A 3,631-nucleotide genomic window follows, 5' to 3' on the forward strand; every position below is an offset into this window, starting at 1 on the left:
GACCACCGCGATCGCGGGTCTGGCCACGGTGAGTCTGCTGCTGGGGGCCCTGTTGCTGGCGGGCTCCAGGCGCCGCGGCTGAGCCGCGAAAGTGCCGTGGCGGCTGAGCCGCGAAAGTGCCCTGGCTGCTGAGCCGCGGGCCGGGCTCAGCTCGTCGTCATCGAGCCGCCGTCATCTCCGCGCACCGATCCCACAGGGCCGCCGCGACCGCGCGGTCGTGCGAGGCGCGGGTGGAGTCGACGATCTTCGGGTATCCGCTGAGCTCACCGAAGCCGTCGGGACCCACGTACGCGCCGCCGGGAACGGAGTCGACGGTGGCGGCGTAGAGCTGGGGCAGGGCCCCGCGCTCGGCCGGCTGGACGAGGAACGGGACCTTCTCCGCGACCCGCATCATCATGTCCTGGACCCGGCTGCCGCTGCGGTACTGGAGATTGGTGGCCGAGTACCCGGGGTGGGCGGCCACGGCCTTCAGCGGTGACCCCGCCGCGTCGAACCGACGCTGCTGCTCGTAGGCCAGCATGACGCAGGCGAGCTTGGTGGCCGCGTAGACCCCCATCGGCGAGTACTTGCGGCGGGTCCAGTCGAGGTCGTCCGGATCGACGGTGCCCCTCTTGTGCATCATCGAGCCGAGCCACACCACCCGGTCGGTGAGCACGGGGACGAGCTGCTCGGTGAGCGCGAAGTGGCCGAGCACGTTCACCCCGAACTGCATCTCGTGGCCCTGGGCCGTGCGCGACTGCGGGATGTTCATCAGTCCGGCGTTGTTGATCAGCACATCGGGTCGGTGGTCGGCCAGCACCCGACCGGCGGAGCGGACCGAGTCCAGATCGGCCAGATCCAGCTGGACGACCTCCGCCCGATCCGGGTGCGCCAGGCCGGCCCGGGCGGCCTCGGCGCGGGTGGTGTCCCGGCACGCCATCAGAACCCGGGCTCCCGCCGCGGTGAGCGCCCGGGTGGACTCGAGCCCGAGGCCGGCGTTGGCGCCGGTGATGACGAAGGTCCGGCCCGTCTGGTCATGGATGTCGGCTGTGGTCCATCGACTGGTCATGCGTCCAGGGTACGCACGACCGGCCTCTCGTCGGCCGAGTCGCGCGCCCGGAATGGACCGTCCGGGGCGCGTGACCGGTCGCGATCCGGACGAACACGCAGCGCAACCCGGGAGCGGATCGGTGAGGGACTACCGGGATCAGTCCCACGTGGCGGTGTCGGGGGTCCACACCGTGCGCGCGGGCGTCGGCCTCGACAGCGGCTTCGACCCACCGGGCCAGGCCCGGCTCGAGCGAGTCGTACGTCTCGCTGAAGCGAGGGTCCTGCCGGTACATGCGCGCCAGCAGCACCTGCATCGAGCGCGTGCAGTCGTAGAACGTCGAGATCGACGCACGATGCCGCTCGACCAGCTCCGCGGCCCGGGGTGAGGCGGGGTCAACCCCGGCCCGCTTGGCTGCGGCCAGGTCGGCGTTGAGCGAATCCGTCTCGGCCTTGACCCGGCGCCAGTCCTCCTTGGACATCGTGCTCGTGCGCTGTCGCGACTGTTCCCACTGCGGGGTGTCGCCCCACTGCTGCTGCGCCTCGGCCTGCCAGTCCTCGTTCCAGTCGGTGCCGAAGATCTCGGCCCGATCCGCGGGTGTCAGTGGTGTGTTCACGGCGATCGCCTCCTTCAGGCGGTCTACTGCGGAGACCATCTCCTGCAGGTGCGAGATGCGGTCGAGGAGCAGCTCGCGCTGCCGGGACAGGTGGGCGCCCTCGTCGACGTCGGGGTCGTCGAGCAGCACCCCGATCTGCGCCAGCGGGAGGCCCAGCTCGCGGTAGACCAGGATCCGGTGGATGCGCGCGACGTCGTCGTCGTCGTACACGCGGTAGTCCGACCACGTCCGTCCACTCGCCGGCGCCAGCCCGATCCGGTCCCAGTGGTGCAGGGTCCGGACGCTGACGCCGACGAGGTCGGCGACCGCGCCCACGGTGAGCCCGTCACTGCTCGTCATCGCTCCAGCATCTCTCACATCGACCACCCTGGGCCCTGACGCGACGTCAGGGTCAAGGGCGAGTCGGTACCGCGTCGGCTTACTCGTCGGTAACATCGGGGCATGAGCCGACCCACGCCCCGTGTCTACGACCGACTCCGCGACCTCGTCGCGATCCCCGAATTCCGTTCCGATCCCTCGAGTCGGGAGTCAGCCGTCATCGAGGAGGTCTTCACCGGCGAGCCGCTCGCCGAGATCCCCGTGGGCACCGCCGACGACGTGCTGGCGGCCGTCGAGCGGGCCCGCGCCGCCCAGATCGCGTGGGCCGACCGCGAGCCCGCGGACCGCGTCGCCGTGCTCAAGCGCTTCGCCTCCCTGGTCATGCGCGATCGCGAGCAGCTCATGGACATCGTCCAGGCGGAGACCGGGAAGAGCCGGGCCTCGGCGCAGGAGGAGGTCCTGGACTGCCTCATCACCGCACGTCACTACGCCAAGACGGCCCCGGGGCTGCTCGCCCCCAAGCGGGTCCAGGGCATGCTGCCGGGCCTGACCAAGGCCGTGGTCCGACGCCACCCCAAGGGCGTCGTGGGTGTGATCGCGCCGTGGAACTACCCGCTCAACCTCGCCGCCACGGACGCACTGGCGGCCCTGGCCGCGGGTAACGCCGTGGTGATCAAGCCCGCCTCCATCACGCCGTTCTGCGCCCTGGCCGCAGCGGACCTGCTGTACCGCGCGGGTCTGCCCCGCGACCTGTTCCAGGTGGTCCCCGGTTCGGGCCGCACCGTCGGCGGGGCGATCGTGGAGAACGTGGACTACCTCATGTTCACCGGCTCCACGGCCACCGGCCGCACGCTCGGTCGCCAGTGCGGCGAGCGGCTCATCGGGTTCTCCGCCGAGCTCGGCGGCAAGAACGCCATGATCGTCGCGGCGGGCGCCGACCTCGACGAGGTGGCCGAGGTGGCAACCCGCGCGTTCTTCTCCAACTCCGGCCAGCTCTGCATCTCGGTGGAGCGCGTGTACGTGGAGAGGTCGGTGGCCCCCCAGCTCATCGAGAAGCTCACCGCCCGCGTCCGGTCCATGAGTGTGGGCCCGGGCTACGACTTCGAGGCGGAGATGGGCAGCCTGATCTCCCGGGATCAACTGGACACCGTGACCGCCCACGTCGACGACGCCGTGGCCAAGGGCGCCCGCGTCCTGGCCGGCGGTCGCCCCCGCCCGGATCTCGGCCCCCTGTTCTACGAGCCGACACTGCTGGCCGACGTCCCGGAGGACGCCACCTGCTTCGGCGAGGAGACGTTCGGCCCGGTCGTGTCGATCTACCCGGTCGACTCGGTGGACGAGGCCGTGGCCAAGGCCAACGACACCGAGTACGGGCTCAACTCCTCGGTGTTCGCCGCGTCGGACTCGGAGGGCGAGGAGATCGCCGCGCGGCTGCGGACCGGCACCGTCAACGTCGGTGAGGGCTACGTGGCCGGCTGGGGTTCGGTCGCGGGTCCGATGGGCGGCATGGGCGCCTCCGGCGTCGGCCGCAGGCACGGCGACGAGGGCCTGCTCAAGTACACCGAGGCGCAGACCATCGCCACGCAGCGCGTCATGCACCTGGGCGGGCCGTCGTTCCTGCCCCGCACGCGGTGGCACAAGATGCTCGCCCCCGCGACGGACGCGATGCG

At 71.4% G+C, this 3,631-nt stretch carries 3 protein-coding genes; 1 reads left to right on the forward strand and 2 read right to left on the reverse strand.

Going from position 1 to position 3,631, the window contains the following annotated elements; all coding sequences use genetic code 11:
• Positions 1–157: 157 nt before the first annotated feature.
• A complete protein-coding gene (locus G6017_RS11105) occupies positions 158–1,048 on the reverse strand; it encodes an oxidoreductase (RefSeq protein WP_179524203.1) in 891 nt (296 codons plus the stop codon).
• Positions 1,014–1,982: a TipAS antibiotic-recognition domain-containing protein gene (locus tag G6017_RS11110; RefSeq protein WP_182617364.1), complete on the reverse strand. Its 969-nt coding sequence runs from the start codon at positions 1,980–1,982 to the stop codon at positions 1,014–1,016. Before G6017_RS11110 ends, G6017_RS11105 begins: the two co-directional genes overlap by 35 nt.
• 102 nt (positions 1,983–2,084) lie before the next feature.
• Here G6017_RS11110 and G6017_RS11115 point away from each other — a divergent pair.
• Positions 2,085–3,631 (forward strand): succinic semialdehyde dehydrogenase (locus G6017_RS11115; protein WP_182617366.1); only part of this gene is annotated, 1,547 nt, incomplete at its 3' end.

Origin of the sequence: Dietzia sp. B44 (assembly GCF_014145245.1) — a bacterium.
GTDB lineage: Bacteria > Actinomycetota > Actinomycetes > Mycobacteriales > Mycobacteriaceae > Dietzia > Dietzia natronolimnaea.